This is a genomic window from Mycobacterium sp. (assembly GCF_025933915.1).
In the GTDB taxonomy this organism is placed as follows: Bacteria; Actinomycetota; Actinomycetes; order Mycobacteriales; family Mycobacteriaceae; genus Mycobacterium.
Genome location: NZ_JAICZA010000095.1, coordinates 1 through 18,205, shown reverse-complemented (window position 1 = coordinate 18,205; position 18,205 = coordinate 1). Strand labels below are relative to the sequence as shown.

Sequence of the window (18,205 nt, the reverse complement as noted above, 5' to 3'; positions counted from 1 at the left end):
CCGGAATACACCGATGTTGATCGGTATCGCGCCCCGGCCACCTTCACCGAGGAGATCCTGGCCGGCATCTACGCCGACGTCCTCGGGCTCGAGCGGGTCGGGGTCGACGACTCCTTCTTCGATTTGGGCGGGGATTCGCTGCTGGCGATGCGCCTGATCGCTGCGATCAACACCAGCCTGGATGCAAACCTTGCGGTGCGCACCTTGTTCCGCGCGCCGACCGTCAAAAGCCTGAGCCAGCAGTTGGGCCACGATGCCAGCGAGATCGAAGTGATCCCTGTGGAGTTCCTCAAGGGGGGCACCGGCGATCCGTTGTTCTGCATTCATCCCGGGGGTGGGCTGGTCTGGCCGTATCACGCTCTAGGTAATTACCTGGACTGCCCGATCATTGGAATTCAACAAATCCCGCAAAATGGCGAGACTGAAGCTGCGTCAATCCGCGATATGGCGAGAAACTATGCCGACCGGATTCAAAGGGTAGATCCTACCGGGCCCTACAACCTTCTCGGCTGGTCGTTTGGCGGCGTTGTCGCCCATGAGATTGCCATCGAGCTTCAGCGACGCGGATGCTCAATCGCACACCTTATCCTTCTCGACGCTCTGCTATTTATCGATAGCGGTGCGGCTCTACCGGCCCTGGGCGAGCAGGACGTGCTAGAAGAGGTTTTGCGGTTCTGTCGTATAGACATTCCCGATCGGGATGAGCCGCTGACTTATGATCGGGTTGAAGGACTACTTCGCGAACGAGGAATTGTCGAATTCGCTCGATACAAACAGCTCCTGGATTTGGGTGTTCACAACATTGACAGTAACCGGGCGTTGTCTGTCGGCCACGAACCGGGTGTCTTCGATGGCGATATAACCATATTTTCCGCAGCGGGGGATGAGGGCGATCAGAGTTTGCCTCCTCTGCAAAGTTGGCGCCCTTACGTGACTGGCGACATCAACAGCTACCCGGTCGACTGTGGGCACCAAGAAATGATGAGTCCTGAATCGCTCGTCCTGTATGGCGAACAACTCAAAGTTCTATTAGAACGTGAAGGTGCGCGCACCGAATGATTGAGCCGAAGGCGCCTTCCTGGAGTTGGCAAGATCGACATCACAAAGAGGGGTCGGGTCGATGCAAATAATCGAGCACGATTTGTTCGGCAACGTTGTGGTGAGCGATACGCAGCCGCAGGGATTCGGTTTTCGAGAACGCAATTCGCTCCTCCAACTGGGACAAAACCTGCTCCTCAGGTTTGAAGACTTTCTTGGGCGGGCCTCGACGCACGGCGACGAAGAGCGTTTCGAGGCCGTCGTCAATCACAGCGCCGCGGCGAAGTAGCGGTTCAAGATGGCCGTCGAACCGACCACGCTGCACCCCACGAAGAGGCGCTTTCCGGCTTTGCGGTCTCGCCGGTTCGTCGCCGTAGTTGTCGCGATCGGTGGCATACAGCTGATGGTGTCGATGGACGGCCCCGTCGCGATCTTCGCGCTGCCCAGGATCCAGAACGAGCTGGGTTTGTCGGATGCCGCGCGGAGCTGGGTGATCACCGCCTACATGCTGACCTTTGGTGGCCTGATGCTGCTGGGTGGCCGGCTGGGCGACACCATCGGCCGCAAGCGAGCTTTCATCGTCGGGGTCGTGCTGTTCACTTTCGCCTCGACCTTGTGCGGCATCGCCTGGGACGGGGGCATGCTGATATCGGCACGGCTGCTGCACGGCGGGGCCGCCGCAATTACCACACCGACCATTTTGGCGCTGATAGCGACCACGTTCCCGAAGGGGCCGGAACGCAATTTTGCGACGGCGGTGTTCGGCGCGATGTCCGGTCTCGGCGGGGTGCTGGGCCTGGCGGTGGGCGGGGCGCTGACCGATGTGTCGTGGCGGCTGGCGTTTTTGGTGAACGTGCCGATCGGGCTGGCGGTGATCTACCTGGCCGTCATCACGCTGCAGGAAACCCAGAAGGAGCGGATGAAGCTCGACGCCGCCGGGGCTGTGCTGGCCACGTTGACCTGTACCGCCGCAGTGTTCGGTCTCTCGACGGGCCCGGAAAAGGGGTGGCTGTCCGCCATCACGCTCGGTTCAGGCGTGGTGGCTCTGGCCGCTTTCGCGGCGTTCGTCGTGGCGGAGCGCACCGCCGAGAACCCCGTCGTGCCGTTCAGCCTGTTCTTCGACCGTAACCGGCTGGCCACGTTCGCGGCCATGTTCCTCGCCGGTGGGATATTTTTCACCCTGACCGTGCTCGTCGGCCTGTATGTGCAGACCATCATGGGCTACAGTCCGCTGCGCGCCGGCATCGCCTTCATCCCGTTCGGCATCGCGATGGCCCTCGGGGTCGGCGTGGCTTCGAAGCTGGTGGTGCGGTTCCCGCCGCGGGTGCTGGTGATGGCCAGCGGCAGCCTGATTCTGGTCGCGACGCTGTACGGCTCGACCTTCCACCGCGGCGTGCCGTACTTCCCGAATCTTGTTTTGCCGTTGATCATTGGCGCTATTGGCGTCGGCGGAGTCTTCGTCACGCTCACGTTATCGGTGATCGCCGGCGTCGGTTTCGACCGCATCGGGCCCACGTCGGCGATTGCACTGATGCTGCAGACCTTGGGCGGGCCGCTGGTGCTGGTCATCATCCAGGCCGCCATCACGTCGCGCACGTTATCCCTGGGCGGCACCCTCGGGCCGGTGAAGTTCATGAACGCCGCCCAGTTGCATGCGCTGGACCGCGGCTACACCTACGGCCTACTGTGGCTGGCCGGCGTGGTGGTGCTGCTCGGTGGGGTGGCGCTGCTGATCGGGTACACCGCCGCGCAGGTGGCCCGCGCGCAGGAGGTCAAGGAATCCATCGACGCGGGGGAGATGTAGCTCGCCGCGGGCTACGTCAATCGGGACCAGCTGCTTCCCGGCGCCGCCGTCTCGGGTGAGGCCGTGTCGCCACGTATGGGACGAAGCCAGCGAACTCGACGAAAAATGCTGTCGCAGAATGTAATCCGCGCTAACACACTCATTTTCGGTTGCGTAATTTCCTGTCACCGACGGACCACCACTCTGTCGGCCCGCATCTACCACTCTATGTGCGGGTCCTGACTACGCTACCGACTTGATAAGCCTGACAACAGGATTGAAACCCACGACGCTCTGGATCATGCACTTCGTCGAGACCGTTTTCGGGCGCCCGGTCAGCAACAGCTAGTGCACCGAACTACCCGGCTCATGCCACAGCGAAAGTTGGAGGACTGGTGAGTATCAACTCGTTCGACGCCGGCACGGGCAGCGGATCGCTCCTGTTTGACCAACCACTCAAAGCTCTATCAGAACCTGACGGCGTGCGCGCAACGGACAAGCTACTTCGTCGTTGCTCCGAGGAGGCGAAATGACTACACACCAGATCGACGACGTCATGCGGCGCACCCCTTCCACCGACCCTCCGCCGCCGATCGGCACTAGACCTGTCACTCCTGTTGCCGTGATCGGTATGGCTTGCCGGCTACCCGGAGCCATCGACTCCCCGGAGCAGTTGTGGGAGGCGTTGCTGCGCGGCGATGACCTGGTGACCGAAATCCCGCCCGACCGCTGGGACGCCGACGAATACTACGACCCCGAGCCGGGTGTGCCGGGCCGGTCGGTATCGCGGTGGGGCGCATTCATCGACGACGTCGCCGGCTTCGATCCCGAGTTCTTCGGGATCAACGAGCGGGAAGCGACCGCGATGGATCCGCAACACCGATTGCTTTTGGAGACCTCATGGGAGGCCATGGAACACGCCGGTCTCACGCGGGAACGAATCGCCGACTCTCTGACGGGTGTGTTCATGGGATTGACGCATGGCGACTACCAATTGCTGGCCGCCGACGCGCACTCCGTGGAGGGGGCGTACGGCTTTTCCGGCAACAACTTCAGCCTGGCGTCCGGGCGCATCGCCTATGCCCTGGGGGTCCACGGTCCCGCATTGACGGTGGACACCGCGTGTTCTTCAGGCCTGACCGCGATACACCTGGCCTGCCGCAGTCTGCACGAGGGCGAAAGCGACCTTGCCCTGGCCGGCGGCGCCACGCTGGCGCTGGACCCGCGGAAATTCTCCGCGGGCTCAGCCGAGGGCATGCTGTCGCCGACCGGACGTTGCCACGCCTTCGACGTCGCGGCCGATGGGTTCGTGGGTGGCGAGGGCAGCGTCATGCTGCTACTCAAGCGGCTGCCCGACGCGCTACGAGATGGCGATCGGATTCTGGCTGTGGTGCGCGGGACGGCCGCCAATCAGGATGGTCACACGGTGAACATCGCGACACCGTCGAAGACCGCGCAGACCGCGGTGTATCAGGCGGCTTTGGCCGCCGCGGGTGTGGACGCCCGCACGGTCGGCATGGTCGAGGCGCATGGGCCCGGCACCCCGGTGGGTGACCCGATCGAATACGCGAGCCTGGCCCACGTTTACGGCATCGACGGCCCCTGCGCGCTAGCGTCGGTGAAGACCAATTTCGGCCATGCGCAGGCGGCCTCCGGAGCGCTCGGGATGATGAAGGCGATTCTCGCGCTGCAGCATGGTGTGGTTCCCCGGAACCTGCACTTCACCCGGCTACCCGATGACCTCGCCCGGATCGACACGAATCTCTTCGTGCCGCAAGAGACTACGCCGTGGGTCAGCAACGGCCACCACGCACGGCGGGCGGCGGTCTCGTCGTACGGGCTGTCGGGGACCAACGTGCACGCCATCGTCGAACAAGCACCTGAGCGGGCTCCCGAAGGTGCTGTGCCCGAACATGTCTCAGCCGAACCGCCGCCGACGGCGCCACTGCTGTTCCTACTGTCGTCCACCTCGTCCGACGAACTGCGCCGCACGGCCGGGCGGCTCGCCGACTGGGTAGGGGCACATGACGATCTGGCGTTGCCTGATCTGGCGTATACCCTGGCGCGTCGGCGCGCGCACCGCCCGGTACGCACCGCCGTCATCGCCGGCGACCGGCCCGAGCTCGCAGAGGCTTTGCGCGAGGTTGCCGACGGCGATACTCCGTATCCGGCCGCGGTCGGGCAGGACGACCGTGGACCGGTATGGGTGTTCTCCGGGCAGGGTTCGCAATGGGCCGCGATGGGCGCAGACCTGTTGGCCACCGAACCGGCGTTTGCCGCCACCGTCGCGCAGGCCGAGCCGGTGATCGCGCAGGAGTCTGGGTTTTCAGTGACCGAGGCGATATCGGCGCCGCAGATCGTGACCGGTCAACACCGGATCCAGCCGACACTATTCACCATGCAGGTCGCGCTGGCGGCCACCATGAGTTCCTATGGAGTCCGCCCCGGCGCGGTCATCGGGCACTCTCTCGGCGAGGCCGCCGCAGCCGTTGTCGCGGGTGCATTGTCGCTGGAAGACGGGCTGCGTGTGATCTGCCGCCGCTCGCGGCTGATGTTCCGCGTCGCCGGTGCCGGTGCCACGGCATCGGTGGAATTGCCTGCGCAGCAAGTGCTTTCGGAGCTGACGGCACGCGGTATCAACGACGTCGTGGTGGCGGTGGTGGCGTCGCCGCAATCCACGGTGATTGCCGGCGCCGCGCAAACGGTTCGCGACCTGGTCGCGGCCTGGGGCCAGCGTGACGTGATGGCCCGCGAGGTCCCCACCGATGTCGCCTTTCATTCGCCTCAAGTCGATCCGATCATGGAAGAGCTGACCGAGACACTCGCAGAGATCCACCCGATGACACCGGAAGTTCCCTTCTACTCGGCGACCCTGTTCGACCCGCGCGAGCAGCCAGTCTGCGATGCCCGCTATTGGGCGAACAATATGCGCCGCATGGTGCGGTTCGCCACGGCCGTGCAGGCCGCTTTGGAGGACGGCTACCGGGTCTTTGCCGAGCTGGCCCCACACCCCCTGCTCATCCGCGCTCTGGAGCAGACCGCCCGCAGTCGCGAGATGCCGATGGCCGCGCTGGCCGGTATGCGCCGCGAACAAGCGCTTCCGCACGGGCTGCGTGGGTTTGTGGCGGATCTGCACAGCGCGGGCGCCGCGGTCGATTTCTCCATGCTCTACCCGAGTGGTCGGTTGGTGGACGCGCCGCTGCCGACCTGGACGCACCGTCGGCTGTGGTTGAGCGGCGGCGGTCAGGAATCCCCAACACATGGTGGTTGCACCGTTTCTGTACATCCGCTGCTGGGCTCGCACGTGCATCTGCAAGAGGAACCTGAGCGCCACTTGTGGCAGGCCGAGGTCGGCACCGCCGCCCAGCCCTGGCTCGCCGACCACCAGATCCGCAATGTGGCCGTGCTTCCGGGAGCCGCGTACTGCGAGATGGCGTTAGCGGCCGCGCGTACTGTGCTGGGCGAGGCGGCCGAGGTTCATGACATCCGCTTCGAGCAGGCGCTCCTGCTGGATGAGCAGACCACGATCGGCGCCTCGGCGTCGTTGTCCTCGCCGGGCGTCGTCGACTTCACCGTTGAGTCGAACCAGGGCGGCGAACAGGCGCAGCATGCGGCCGCAGTCCTGGGTGCCGCAGAGGATGAGCAGCCGCCCGCGTATGACGTGTCCGCGCTCCTCGCCGCGCATGCGAGTTGCGACGATGGCGCCGAGGTGCGCAAGCGGATGGACCAACGTGGCGTTCAGTATGGTCCCGCGTTCGCCGGTCTGGGCGACGTCCACCTCGGCGAGGAGGCGACAGACACCGTCCTGGCCGAGGTGGCGCTACCGCGCCAAATCCGCTCGCAACAAGCGGCTTACGGCGTTCACCCCGCACTGCTGGATGCCTGTTTTCAGTCCGTTGAAGCTCATCCGGACGTCCGGGCCCTGGGCGAAGGTGCGCTGGGGTTGGTGTTGGGCATCCGTCGGCTCCGCTCCTACAGCGCTGCCCGCAACGCCCACTACTGCTACACGCGGGTGACCAAAGCCGATACCTCCGGGGTCGAGGCCGACATCGACGTGCTCGACGAGCACGGGGCAGTCCTGCTGACCGTTCAGGGGCTGCGAGTGGGCACCAGCGCATCCGAGAGCGGCAACAGAGATCGCGTGCTGGCCGAGCGGCTGTTGACCATCGAATGGCGGCAACGAGAGCTGCCCGAGCCGGACCACACCGACGCCGGAAGCTGGCTGCTGATCGGCACTGCCACCACCGCGGACGTGGTGGCCAGCACGTTGGCCGACGCCCTGAAAAACCATGGGGTGCACTGCACCACGATGTCCTGGCCGCAGCGGGCCGACCATACAGCGAGCGTGGAGCAGCTGGGAAATCATTTGCGCGCGGGGGGATTCACCGGTGTGGTGATCCTCACCGGGCCGAAAAACGGCGACGCTGACGAGCAATCTGCGCTGCTGGGCCGGGACTATGTGCGACATCTGGTGCGCATTACCCGGGAGTTGGCGGACCTTCCCGGCGAACCGCCGCGCTTGTATGTCGTGACTCGCAACGCCCAATGTGTGGTGTCCGACGATGTGCCCAACCTCGGGCAGGCCGGGTTGCGGGGGCTGGTCCGGGTAACCGGCATGGAACACCCGCATCTGGGCGTCAGCCAGATCGATGTGGACGAGTCCACCGACGCCGAGCACCTGGCCGGGCAACTGCTCGCCGGCTCGGAGGAGGACGAGACCGCCTGGCGAAATGGCGCGTGGTACAACGCGCGGTTGTGCCCTGCTCCACTGCTTCCCGAGGAGCGGCAAACCGCCGTCGTCAACCACGAGTGCGACGGGATGCGCCTGCAGATCCGTACGCCCGGTGATCTGGAGTCGCTCGAACTCGTTGCCTGCGACCGCGTTCCACCGGGACCGGGACAGATCGAGGTCGCGGTCAGCGCGTCCAGCATCAACTTCGCCGACGTGCTCGTCGCGTTTGGCCGTTACCCCGCCTTCGAGGGCCGGCTACCGCAGCTGGGCACCGACTTCGCCGGCGTGGTGACCGCGGTCGGGCCCGACGTGACCGACCACACGGTGGGTGATCGTGTCGGGGGCCTGAGCGCCAACGGTTGTTGGGGTACCTTCCTCACCTGCGATGCGCGCCTGGCGGTCACGCTGCCGGCCGGCCTGGCCGACGACCAGGCGGCGGCGGTGACAACCGCGCACGCCACCGCCTATTACGGCCTGCATGAGCTGGCCCGCATCGGGTCCGGTGATCGGGTGCTGATCCACTCGGCGACCGGCGGGGTCGGACAGGCGGCAATCGCCATCGCCCGGGCCGCGGGAGCCGAGATCTTCGCCACCGCGGGCAGCGAGCAGCGTCGACAATTGTTGCGCGACATGGGCATTGAGCACGTATACGATTCGCGAAGTGTGGAGTTCGCCGGCCTGATCCGCCGCGACACCGGCGGCTATGGCGTGGACATCGTGCTGAACTCGGTCGTCGGCGCTGCCCAGCGCGCGGGCATCGAATTGCTGGCGTTCGGTGGACGATTCGTCGAGATCGGCAAACGCGACATTTACGGCGACACCCGATTGGGGCTCTTGCCGTTCCGGCGCAACCTGACGTTCTACGCCCTCGACCTGGCGTTGATGTCGTTCAGCCACCCGGACAGGCTGCGAGGCTTGCTGAAAACGGTGTACGGGCTCACCGCGGACGGTTCGTTGCCGATGCCGGAAAGCACGCACTACCCGCTTGCCGACGCCGCCACCGCGATTCGGGTGATGAGCGGCGCCCAGCACACCGGCAAACTCGTGCTCGATGTCCCGCACACCGGCCGCAGCCACGTAGTGGTGCCGCCGGCGCAGGTGGAGGTCTTCCGCGGCGACGGCGCCTACATCATCACCGGCGGGCTGGGAGGTCTGGGGCTGTACTTGGCCGAGAAGATGGCTTCTCCCGGTTCGGGGGCCGGTTGCGGGCGTATCGTGTTGTCCTCGCGCTCGCAACCAGATCCCAACGCGCTGGAAACGATCGAGCGCATCCGCGAGATCGGCGCCGACGTCGTGGTGGAGTGCGGCGACATAGCCGAGGCCGGTACGGCTCGGCGATTGGTGGCGATCGCGACCGCCACCGGGCTTCCGGTGCGCGGTGTGCTGCATCTGGCGGCGGTGATCGAGGATGCCACGCTGACCAGTATCACCGACGAGCTCATCGAGCGTGACTGGGCGCCAAAGGCTTACGGTGCATGGAATTTGCACACCGCCACCGCTGAACAGCCGTTGGACTGGTTCTGCTCGTTCTCCTCGGCTGCCGCGCTGGTGGGGTCGCCCGGGCAGGGTGCCTACGCCGCCGCCAACAGCTGGCTGGACGCCTTCACCCGCTGGCGCCGAGCTCGGGGTCTGCCGGCCACCGCGATCGGATGGGGTGCCTGGTCGCAGATAGGACGCGGCACCGCCTTGGCCGCGGGCGCCGACGTTGCCATCGCTCCCGACGAAGGGGCGTATGCGTTCGAAGCGCTGCTGCGCCACGACCGCGCCTACACGGGGTATGCGCCGATAACGGGCACACCGTGGTTGACCGCGTTCGCCGAGCGCAGTCCCTTCGCCGAAGCGTTCCGCTCTAACGGGCAAAGCTCAACGGGCACAAACAAACTGCGTGCCGAGCTCGATGAGTTGGCCTTGGACGAGTGGCCCACCCGGCTGCGGCGCCTGATCTCCGACCAGGCCAGCCTGATCCTGCGCCGCAACATCGATCCCGACCGTCCGCTGTCCGAGTACGGCCTCGACTCGCTGGGCGGCCTCGAATTACTTACCCGCATCCAGACCGAAACGGGCATCCGCGTGACGCCCGCCGACATCGCCACAGTTGGCACCATTCGCGGTTTGGCGGAACTGCTGTACGGAAAGCTGGCTCCCGCCGATGCCGCTTGAGGCCGAAAGGGTTTGAATCATGGCATCTGACTACATGACTACGGGAAAGTCCGCTCCGAGCGGACCCGAGAGCCTCGACTTCTTCACCGAGAAGTCGCTCGTCGATGACCCGTACGACTACTACGACGCGATCCGTCGCTGTCCGGCATGGCGTGAGCCGGCGCACGGTGTGGTGATGGTCTCAGGGTACGACGAGGCCATCGCCGTGCAACGCGACGCCGACAAGACCTTCTCGGTATGCAATATCGTCAGTGGACCATGGTCGGGGATTCCGACCAAAACGGACAGCGATGACATCTCGGATCTGATCGAACGGCACCGCCACGGGGTTACATTCGGCGACTACTTCCTAACGTTTGATCCTCCGAAGCACACGGCACACCGCTCACTGTTGAGCCGGCTGTTTACACCCAAGCAGCTCAAGAACAACGAGGACTTCCTGTGGCACCTTGCCGACGAGCAACTCAACCGCTTCGTCGCAAAGGGCAAGTGCGAGATGGTGTTCGATTACAATTTTCCGTACACGCTCGACGCGATCACCGACCTGCTGGACGTACCCGAGGCCGACCGTGACCGATTCCGCAGCGCCGCGAGAGCCAGCAGGCTCGAAGGTGACCGCAGCGGTTTTGTTGGCGTGAAAGAGGAGTGGTTCGTCGAGTACATCGAGGATCGGCGGCGTAATCCGCGCGACGACGTCCTCACCGAGCTTGCCTTGGCAAAGTTTCCCGACGGCACGACGCCCGACCCGATTGACGTTGCCCGCGTTGCCACTTTCATGTACGCAGCCGGCCACGGCACGACGATCGACCTGCTGAGCCTCTCGATGCTCATGCTGGCGGAACGACCAGACTTGCAAGAGCAACTGCGCGAGGACAACTCAAAGATCCCCGCCTTCATCGAGGAAATGCTGCGCTTCGAAAGCCCTATCAAATCGAATTTCCGCCTGGCGCGGCGCAGCACCAGGATCGGTGACCTCGACGTGCAGGCCGGTACCAGCGTATTGGTGATGAACGGTGCGGCAAACCGCGATCCACAGCGGTTCGACAACCCCGACGAATTCCGTCTCGGACGCCCGAACATATTGCATCACATGGCATTCGGCCGTGGTGTTCACACTTGCCCGGGCGCCCCGATTGCGCGTGCTGAAGTGCGGGTGAGTTTGGAACGAATCCTTGCCCGGATGGCAGACATTCGGCTTTCAGAGGCCGAGCACGGGCCCCCCGGCGCTCGTCGGCTCAAATGGGATCGAACCCTACTGTTCAGGCGACTCAAGGAATTGCACCTCGAATTCACTCCGGTTCAGGAGGTGTCCAAAAATGGCCACGCCGTCGTTGACTAGGTTGGCTGTCGGCATTTGCGGCCTGACATTGTCGTTGACCGCCGGGGCCGGGCTCGCGTCCGCCGATCGGGATCTGACCCCGTTTGTCAACACAACCTGCAATTACGGGCAGGTGATATCGGCGCTGCAGGCGGCAGATCCCCAAGCCGCCGCACAATTCAACTCGTCGCCGGAGAGCGTCTCCTTTTTGCGTCAGTTCCTCGCCTCCCCGCCGAGTCAACGCCAGCAGATGGCGCAGATGCTGGCGAGCCAGCCGGGGGCTGACCAGGAGTTTGGGCTAGTCCAGCGGGTGTTCAACACTTGCAACAACTATTGAGCAGACCAGCACCTACCTCCGACCACCGCTAACCTCGTGGAGTTCTCCGTGGCTACCCTCATCGAAGGTTTCCCGCTCATCAACGCGCTGCGTGACGCGGTGTTCCTCTCTGCAACCGTCAGCGAGATCGAAAGGCTGACACCAAGAATGCGCCGCGTCCGGTTCATCGGGCCGCGACTGCGGGGGCTGACCTGGACGCCAGGTCAGCATGTCCGGCTGCAGGTCGAGACTCTGCGTGAATCCGTTCTACGGCTGCATCCATACCCCGTGCTACGCACGTATTCCATCTACGACGTCGACCCCGGCATCGGCGCGCTCGACATCGTGATGGTCGACCACGACGGTGACCCGAAGGACGCGACACCTGCCAGACGCTGGGCGACGGTCACCTCCGTCGGAGATCACGCCCATTTCACCCGGCCCCAGGGCAACTTCGTCATACGCCACGACGCGCCCTACCACCTGTTCGCCGGCGAAGAAACCGCTTCGGTCGCGTTCGCCGCGATGCTGCGATCCATGCGTCCAACCGCCGAGATCTACGGGGTGATCGAGGCCGCGGCCGAAATCGACCACCTTCCCCTGGCCACACCGCTGACCCGGGTCGAGCGCGGTGACGGCCCGGCCGCGAACTCTGCCGTGCTCGCCGACGCGCTGCGCAGCCTCCCACTGCCCGAGTATCCCGGCATCGCCTACCTCGCCGGCGAGGCCCGCACCATACAAACCTTGCGCAAAATATTGATCACCGAACGTGGCTGGGACCGACGCGAGATACGCACCAAACCCTTTTGGACCCCAGGCCGTATCGGGATGGAGTGATTATGGTTGAGACCTGTATTTCTGACCTGCTGTGTGAACGCGCCAGCTTGCAGCCCAATGACACGGCCTTCACCTTTGTTGATTACGAGCAGGACTGGGACGGGGTTGCCGAGAGCCTGACGTGGTCGCAGTTGTATCGGCGGACGGTGAATGTTGCACGGGCACTGCAGGATTGCGGGTCTACGGGGGATCGCGCGGTGATAATGGCCCCGCAGGGGCTTGATTACATCGTGGCGTTCCTCGGCGCACTGCATGCGGGACAGATCGCGGTTCCGCTTGCCCTTCCGTTAGGTGGCGTCAGCGATGAGCGCGTCAGCTCGGTGCTGCGTGACTCGTCGCCGGCTGTCGTCCTCACAACATCGGTCGCCGCGGAAACCGTTGCTGGATACGTCAATTCGCAATCTGGCGGGCCGAATCCATCCGTCGTCGAGGTCGACCTGCTGGACCTGGACGCCCGGACAGGATCCGGCGCCGGGTGCTCTGATCACCTAGAGCTGGCGTATTTGCAGTACACGTCCGGATCGACCCGTCAACCGGCCGGGGTGATGGTCTCGCACAAGAACCTGCTGTCCAATTTCGGGCAGGTCATGTGCGACTTTTGCGCGGAGTACGGAGGCGTCGCTCCACCAGACATGACCATTGTCTCGTGGCTGCCGTTCTATCACGACATGGGTTTGATACTGGGGGTGTGCGCACCGGTTCTGGGCGGAATTCGCGCTGTGCTGACGAGTCCGGTGTCGTTCCTGCAGCGACCGGCCCGGTGGATGCAATTGCTGGCCAAGGAAAGGCATGCATTTTCGGCGGCGCCGAACTTCGCCTTCGAATTGGCGGCACGCAAAACGTCGGGCGAGGACATGGCCGGACTGGATTTGGGGGATGTGCTGGTCATCCTCACCGGTAGCGAACGTGTGCATCCCGCGACGCTGCGGCGTTTCACCGACCGGTTCGCGCGTTTCAATTTGCCGGACGCGGCGGTACGGCCGGGCTATGGGCTCGCAGAGGCAACGGTGTACGCGTTGACCCGCACACCGGCGCAACCACCCAAAATCGTGCACTTCGAATCCGAGAAGCTGGCCACTGGCACCGCGGAGCGCTGCGAAAGCCCAAGTGGTATACCGCTGGTCAGCTACGGGGCGCCGCGGTCACCGATGATACGTGTCGTTGATCCCGACACCAGGATTGAGTGCCCGCAGGGAACCGTCGGCGAGATCTGGATTCGCGGTGACAACGTTGCTATGGGCTACTGGGAGAAGCCTCGAGAGACTAAACGCACATTCGGCGAGCGGTTGATCGCTCCGTCGGCGGGCACACCCGAAGAGTCTTGGCTCCGGACCGGCGACTCTGGATTCTTCTCCGCCGGTGAGCTGTTCATCATCGGACGTATCAAGGATCTGTTGATCGTCTACGGGCGTAACCACTCACCCGACGACATCGAAGCGACCGTCCAGGAAATCACCCGGGGTAGGTGCGCAGCGATAGCGGTTCCGCATGGGGGCGTGGAAAAGCTTGTCGTCATCATCGAAGTCAAGAACCAGAACGCGTCCCACGAAGAGGCAGCGGACAAGCTCGCCGTGGTCGAGCGCGAAGTCACCTCGGCGGTCTGCAACTCGCACGGCGTCGGTATCGCGGATCTGGTTGTGGTAGTGCCCGGTTCGATCCCGATCACCACAAGTGGCAAGGTTCGGCGAGCGGCGTGCGTCGAGCAGTACCGGCAAGGTCAATTCGCCCGCCTGCGCGGTTAGGCGTTACCGCCCCAAGGCCTTCCAACTGGACGCCAGCAGAACTCATTGCTGCCCTGGCGGTGCCAGAGGTAGGTGTCAACACCGCCCAGGCTGGTGCGCATCACAAAGTTCCACACTGAACGGTCTAGTGGAGTTGATTTTTTGCGCGGCGGTCCCCCACTTTGAGAAGTGGAATCTGTGGCCGAAGCCGGCTGACCCGCGGTCGCGCTCCGGTGGATCGCGATGGCTCCGGCCGAGACCCGTTCGCCCGCAGCACCCCGCAGTTGCCTGTTGGACGCGATGGCGCGCGCCGTGATAGCCAGCTCCCGATAGCTGAGCTGGCTATGTTCCTCCGCGCCAGTGGAATCGCCGGCTGGCGATGGGATCGAACTGCCGTTTGTCATCCAGCGGCCCCCCGGCAACATGCTCGACCACATGTCATGCCGCGAGCTTATGGTCGCGTCTGCCGGTCTGGCGCAGGGTAGGGGCCAACTAGAGTAGTGCGAACGCCCAGTTGGGGTAGTGGTAACCAGGTAAGCAGGAAATTGCCCTGCGGCGTCTCGTGTTTTGCGGGATCACCGGATTCGGCGACGTCGCTGTATCTCGCCGAGCCCCGTCGTGGAGTACCTTGTCGGCCATGACATCGCTGCAGGACAAAATCGTTTTCATCACCGGCGGTGCCCGGGGGATCGGGGCGGAGACCGCTCGCCGGCTGTGCGCCAAGGGCGCCAAGCTCGTGCTGACCGATCTCGACGAAGCCGACTTGAAGGCGCTCGCCGCTGAGCTCGGCGAAGACCGGGTGCTGACCGCGGTCGCCGATGTGCGCGATCTGTCTGCCATGCAGGCCGCCGCCGACCGCGCCGTCGAGCGATTCGGCGGCATCGACGTGGTGCTGGCCAACGCCGGCATCATGAGTTACGGCTCGGTGGCCCAAATCGACCCCGACGCCTTCAAACGGTTGCTCGACATCAACGTCCTCGGTGTCTTTCACACCGTGCGCGCCACGTTGCCCGCGGTGATCGAGCGGCGCGGCTACGTGCTGATTGTCTCGTCACTGGCGGCGTACGCGGCGGCTCCCGGCCTGGCGCCCTACAACGCCTCCAAGGCCGGCGTGGAGATGCTGGCCAATGCGCTGCGGCTAGAGGTCGCCTGCCACGGCGTTCGGGTCGGCTCGGCGCATATGTCCTGGATCAACACCGCTCTGGTCCGCGACACCCAAACCGACCTGCCGGCCTTCAACCAATTTCTGGCCAGCTTCCCGTGGCCGATGAACAGGACGACGACCGTCGACAAATGTGCGGCCGCCTTCGTCAAGGGCATCCAGCGCCGCCGCACCCGCATTTACCGCCCCCGCTGGGTAGCGCTGTTCCGCTGGGTCAAGCCGGTGCTGTCCACCCGGGTCGGCGAAATGCCCCTGCACAAATCCACCGCCGAGCTGTTGCCCCAACTGGACGCCCAGGTCGCCGCGCTCGGCCGCTCCATGTCGGCGTCCAACGTCGAGTTGTTGCGGGAAAACCGCGGTTCGGCGCCCAACTAGACGACGTTCGGCGCGAGGTTATTTGCGCCGGCGGCGCAGATATCGCTCGAACTCGGCGGCCAGCGCGTCGCCGTCGATCTTGCCCAGCGCGTCGTTCATGTCGACCTCGGCGTCGCCGCGCTGCTCCAGCGACAGCACGTATTCGGCGAGGTCCTCGTCCTCGGCGGTCATCTCGGTGACCGCCTGCTCCCATTCCTCGGCATCGGTCGGCAGATCCGCCAGCGGCACCTCGATGTCGAGCACGTCTTCGACGCGACGCAACAGGGCCACGGTCGCCTTGGGGTTCGGCGGCTGCGACACGTAATGCGGCACCGCCGCCCAGAACGTCACCGCCGGGATCCCGGCGGCCACGCAGGCGTCCTGAAACACCCCGGCGATGCCGGTGGGGCCCTCGTAGCGGCTCTCCTCGAGACCGAAGCGCTTGGCCGACTCGGGGGAGTAGGCCGCGCCCGAAACCGGAACCGGCCGGGTGTGTGGGGTGTCGGCCAACAGGGCGCCCAGGATCACCACCGTGTCCACATTGAGCTTGTCGGCGATGGCCACCAACTCCGCGCAGAACGTGCGCCAGCGCATGTTGGGTTCCACCCCGTGCATCAGCACGACGTCGCGGTCGCTGCCCGGCGGCCGGCAATGTGAGATCCGCATCGCCGGCCACACCAGCTCGCGGGTAACCCCGTCCACCTGCCGGATCACCGGGCGATTCACCTGGTAGTCGTAGTACGCCTCGTCGTCGATCTCCAAGATCGGGTCGGCTTCCCAGATGGCCTCGAGGTGTTCGAGCGCGTCGCTGGCCGCGTCGCCGGCGTCGTTCCAGCCCTCGAACGCAGCCACGACGACGGTGTGGTGCAGTTCGGGCAATTTGGCTTCGCCAAAGGGAGGGCCGTCGGGCGGGGTCACAGATTTAGCGTACGGCCTTCCGCCCGGCGACGATGCGGACCGTGCGCGGTCCGGTGAGGAGTCGGGCAATTGGATCGAGCCCCGTTCTTCGGGTCACGGTGGCCGTGGATTGTCGGGTGCCGGGGGCTTTGCATAGGCCGACTATTCTTATGGCGTGACTGCCGCTAACGAACACCGCTACGACACGGACGGGGCGATGGGCACCCGGTTGCAGGCCGCGGATCTGACCCTGGACGCCTCCGACAACGGCGCCGCCGCGGTTGAGCCGAAATACGTCCGGCGGCAATCTCGTTAACCTTGGTAACTACTACACTGCCGACAAGATCCGCGAGCTGGCGATCGAGGGCATCGCGGGTCGGGTCGTGCTGGGGCGTCCAGACGTCGGGTGACGACGTAGACTTTTCTGGTCGAGAGGCGTTGCAACGGGTCTCCGGTTCTCCGGTATCCGCCACGCTCGGCAGAGTCAAGGACGCCTTCCGCTACGGAAGGAATGCACGTGACCGCCGTTGAGACGAACACTTCCGCGTCGAACACCTTCGCGCCGAACATCCGCCCCGACTGCACCGACGAACTGACGGCAGCTCTGCGCCAGCGGATCATGGTGATCGACGGCGCGATGGGGACGGCGATCCAGCGGGACCGGCCGGACGAGGCCGGCTACCGCGGCGATCGGTTCACGGAATGGCCGACAGCTCTTCAGGGCAATAACGACCTGCTCAACCTGACGCAGCCGCAGATCATCGAGGGGATCCACCGCGAGTACCTCGAGGCGGGCGCGGACATCCTCGAGACCAACACGTTCAACGCGACCGCGGTCTCGCTCTCCGACTACGACATGCACGAGTTTGCCTATGAGCTGAACTACGCCGGCGCCGCGCTGGCCCGCAAGGCTGCCGACGAGTTCAGCACACCGGAAAAACCCCGCTACGTCGCCGGCGCCATCGGGCCGACGACGCGGACCGCGTCGATCTCGCCGGACGTCAACGACCCCGGAGCCCGCAACATCTCCTACGACCAGCTGGTCGCCGCCTACCTCGAAGCCGCCAACGGCCTGGTCGACGGTGGTGCCGACATCCTCATCATCGAGACGATCTTCGACTCGCTGAACTCCAAGGCGGCGGTGTTTGCCGTCGAGACGCTGTTCGAGGAGCGCGGACGCCGCTGGCCGGTCATCATCTCCGGCACCATCACCGATGCTTCCGGGCGCACGCTGTCCGGTCAGGTCACCGAAGCATTCTGGAACTCGATCCGGCACGCGAAGCCGATCGCGGTGGGCCTCAACTGCGCCCTGGGCGCACCCGAGATGAGGCCCTACATCGCCGAGATGTCGCGGATCGCCGACACCTTCGTCTCCTGCTACCCGAACGCCGGCCTGCCCAACGCGTTCGGCGAGTACGACGAGTCCCCGGAGCGTCAGGCCGGCTACATCGCCGACTTCGCCGAGGCCGGCCTGGTCAACCTGGTCGGTGGTTGCTGTGGAACGGCGCCGCCGCACATCGCCGAGATCGCCAAGGTCGTCGAGGGCAAACCGCCGCGCGAGCTGCCGGAGATTCCGGTGGCCACCCGACTCTCGGGTCTGGAGCCGCTCAACATCACCGACGATTCCCTGTTCGTGAACATCGGTGAACGCACCAACATCACCGGTTCCGCCCGGTTCCGCAACCTGATCAAGGCCGAGGACTACGACACCGCGCTGTCGGTCGCGCTGCAGCAGGTCGAGGTCGGTGCGCAGGTCATCGACATCAACATGGACGAGGGCATGATCGACGGCGTCGCCGCGATGGACCGGTTCACCAAACTGATCGCGTCCGAGCCGGACATCAGCCGCGTCCCGGTGATGATCGACTCCTCCAAATGGGAGGTCAT

The 18,205-nt window shown here is 64.9% G+C and carries 11 protein-coding genes and 1 pseudogene; 11 read left to right on the top strand and 1 reads right to left on the bottom strand.

The features are described 5' to 3' along the window. The 9 genes from Q0W90_RS15825 to Q0W90_RS15785 form a co-directional block, all read left to right on the top strand. The coding region (locus Q0W90_RS15825) for a thioesterase domain-containing protein (protein ID WP_297775175.1) at positions 1 to 1,059 on the top strand (1,059 nt) is incomplete at its 5' end. Positions 1,060 to 1,120: 61 nt separating this feature from the next. Continuing rightward, positions 1,121 to 1,327, top strand: a complete 207-nt coding sequence (locus tag Q0W90_RS15820; RefSeq protein WP_297701081.1) for a hypothetical protein — start codon at positions 1,121 to 1,123, stop codon at positions 1,325 to 1,327. Positions 1,328 to 1,336: 9 nt separating this feature from the next. After that, positions 1,337 to 2,842, top strand: a complete 1,506-nt coding sequence (locus Q0W90_RS15815; protein ID WP_297775173.1) for an MFS transporter — start codon at positions 1,337 to 1,339, stop codon at positions 2,840 to 2,842. Positions 2,843 to 3,350: 508 nt separating this feature from the next. Beyond that, on the top strand, positions 3,351 to 9,713 hold the full coding sequence (pks2, locus tag Q0W90_RS15810; protein ID WP_297775171.1) for a sulfolipid-1 biosynthesis phthioceranic/hydroxyphthioceranic acid synthase: 6,363 nt from the start codon (positions 3,351 to 3,353) through the stop codon (positions 9,711 to 9,713). Between the two features lie 19 nt (positions 9,714 to 9,732). Beyond that, a complete protein-coding gene (locus Q0W90_RS15805) occupies positions 9,733 to 11,052 on the top strand; it encodes a cytochrome P450 (protein WP_297775169.1) in 1,320 nt (439 codons plus the stop codon). Next, the gene (locus Q0W90_RS15800) at positions 11,030 to 11,368 is read left to right on the top strand and encodes a hemophore-related protein (protein ID WP_297597765.1); all 339 of its coding nucleotides are present in this window, start codon (positions 11,030 to 11,032) and stop codon (positions 11,366 to 11,368) included. The genes Q0W90_RS15805 and Q0W90_RS15800 overlap by 23 nt, the downstream gene beginning before the upstream one ends. Positions 11,369 to 11,416: 48 nt before the next feature. Then, positions 11,417 to 12,184: a siderophore-interacting protein gene (locus Q0W90_RS15795; RefSeq protein ID WP_297597767.1), complete on the top strand. Its 768-nt coding sequence runs from the start codon at positions 11,417 to 11,419 to the stop codon at positions 12,182 to 12,184. A 2-nt stretch (positions 12,185 to 12,186) separates the two neighbouring features. Continuing rightward, positions 12,187 to 13,926: an AMP-binding protein gene (locus Q0W90_RS15790; protein WP_297597769.1), complete on the top strand. Its 1,740-nt coding sequence runs from the start codon at positions 12,187 to 12,189 to the stop codon at positions 13,924 to 13,926. A gap of 616 nt (positions 13,927 to 14,542) precedes the next feature. Beyond that, complete coding sequence (locus Q0W90_RS15785; protein WP_297775166.1) at positions 14,543 to 15,442, top strand: SDR family oxidoreductase; 900 nt, start codon at positions 14,543 to 14,545, stop codon at positions 15,440 to 15,442. A gap of 18 nt (positions 15,443 to 15,460) precedes the next feature. On the opposite strand, the gene Q0W90_RS15780 is transcribed toward Q0W90_RS15785, so the two are convergent. Next, positions 15,461 to 16,339 carry a PAC2 family protein gene (locus Q0W90_RS15780; RefSeq protein WP_297701087.1) on the bottom strand — a complete coding sequence of 293 codons (879 nt, stop codon included), beginning with the start codon at positions 16,337 to 16,339 and terminating at the stop codon, positions 15,461 to 15,463. A gap of 187 nt (positions 16,340 to 16,526) precedes the next feature. Here Q0W90_RS15780 and Q0W90_RS15775 point away from each other — a divergent pair. Together Q0W90_RS15775 and Q0W90_RS15770 are read left to right on the top strand one after the other, a co-directional pair. After that, a pseudogene (locus Q0W90_RS15775) lies at positions 16,527 to 16,701 on the top strand (hypothetical protein); the annotation flags it as partial. 128 nt (positions 16,702 to 16,829) lie between these two features. Then, a partial coding sequence (locus Q0W90_RS15770) for a homocysteine S-methyltransferase family protein (RefSeq protein ID WP_297775164.1) occupies positions 16,830 to 18,205 on the top strand: 1,376 nt, incomplete at its 3' end.